Raw genomic sequence first — 1693 nt, 5'->3', positions numbered from 1 at the left:
CACGGGCCCCGGTTCATATCACCCGGCTCACTCGTCTCACGGGGCTCACTGGTCCCACTGGCCCCACTCGTCCCACTCGTCTCACCCAGCTCACTCGTCGGCCATGCGCTCGGCCTCCCGTACGGCCTCCTCGAGCGTGTCCACCACCGGCACCCCGGCCGCCTCCAGGCTGGCCCGGCTGTGCGAACCGCCCGTGTAGAGCACGGCCCGCGCCCCCACATGCTGAGCCGCCACCGCGTCGTCCAGGGCGTCCCCGATCACCACCATCCGCTGCGGCGGCATCCCTTCGAGCGCGGCGATATGGCGCATCATCTGCTCGGCCTTGCCGGTGTTGCTCTGCCCTGTGCGGCCGTCCACCCGGACGAAATGGCGCTCGATGCCATGCGTCCGCACCAGGGGGAGCAGATACTCATGCGGGGCCAGTGAACACAGCGACTGGGTGAGACCCGCCTCCTGCCACTCGGTGAGCAGCTGCCGGGCGCCGATCGCCAGCCCGGCGGTCTCGGCCAGCGCCCAGTAGTGCCGGTGGAACGCCTCGTCCATGACCGCCCACTCCTCGTCGGTGGGCAGCCGCCCCATCAGCCGCTCGTAGAAGCGGGGCACCGGGACGCAGTACAGGTCGCGATAGCGCTCGATGGTGATCGGCGGCAGCCCGATCTCCTGGAACGAGGCGTTCGTCGCCGAGATCACGGCGTCGATGTCGTGGAGCAGCGTGCCGTTCCAGTCCCAGACGAGGTGCGTCACATGGTTCTTCCCCATCCCACGACCGTACCCGGAGGGTCGGACAGCGGGCATCAATCGATCAGATTGGGGATCTCCTGGGTGGCGTACCAGAGCAGTTCGTGATCCTCGGCGCCGTCCACGGTGAACTGCGCATCGTCATCGCCGAGGTCCGCGGCGCCCAGCGCGTCGGCGGCCGCGGCGACGTCCCGCTCGGCATCGTCGGCGTCCAGGTGCACGGCGGCGGCCTTCGCGAGCGGTATGGCGGCCTTGATCCGCACCTCGCCCAGCGCGGACTGGTCCAGCCCCCGGTCCGGATCGGCGACCGCCTGCCCGTCGGGCACGTCCACGGCCACCACGACCCGACGGCGGGGCGCCCGGGGGTCGACGGCGAGCAGCCGCAGCGACGCCTGCGCGGCCCGGCTCAGCGCCGCGTACTCCAGTTCCTCGATGTCGTCGGACAGATACCACTCGCGGAGCGCTGGGGTGACCGCGTAGGCGGTCAGCGGCATCGGCCCCAGTTGGCCCTCCTTGTACGCCTCGGCGAGAGCGGAGAGGGTCAGGGGGACGTAGACGCGCATGGCTGCCGCTTTCATCAGAGACCAATAGGCCACCAGCATACGATCGCCCATCCCCTCGCCCGAGCCTTCCGCGAAGGGCCGGTGGTCCCCTTTCGTGGGACAGGGGCCGACGGGGCCGTACGAACGCGAAACCGCGCCGCGCTCGAGCCGATGACCGGGACCGATGAGCCGCCGCATGCCCCGGATAGGTGAACCGCGGTGTGGGCGCGAAGGGGGCTCGGCGCTGATTGCGGAGGCCGGAAAACCGCCGGTAGAAGACTCTCCGACGAAAGCTACCGCCCGGTATTCGACCGGGCCGGAGAGAACGGGGCGAGCGGCATGAGCGAGGGCGTCCGGGCGACGGACCGGTCCACGAACCGGGCCACGACGGCCGGGGAGGCCGTACGACGGCG

General features: G+C 70.8%; 2 protein-coding genes. Both read right to left on the bottom strand.

The genetic code is table 11. From position 1 onward, the window contains the following. Nucleotides 1–90: 90 nt before the first annotated feature. Complete coding sequence (locus tag GWI24_RS44085) at nt 91–759, bottom strand: HAD family hydrolase (protein WP_210951616.1); 669 nt, start codon at nt 757–759, stop codon at nt 91–93. Between the two features lie 35 nt (nt 760–794). Then, on the bottom strand, nt 795–1301 hold the full coding sequence (locus tag GWI24_RS44080; protein ID WP_210951617.1) for a hypothetical protein: 507 nt from the start codon (nt 1299–1301) through the stop codon (nt 795–797). Between the last annotated feature and the right edge of the window lie 392 nt (nt 1302–1693).

Source organism: Streptomyces sp. MK37H, assembly GCF_018035285.1.
Classification (GTDB): Bacteria; Actinomycetota; Actinomycetes; order Streptomycetales; family Streptomycetaceae; genus Streptomyces; species Streptomyces endocoffeicus.
Note: the sequence above shows the minus strand (reverse complement) of the source record. Positions and strands in the feature narration are given on the sequence as shown.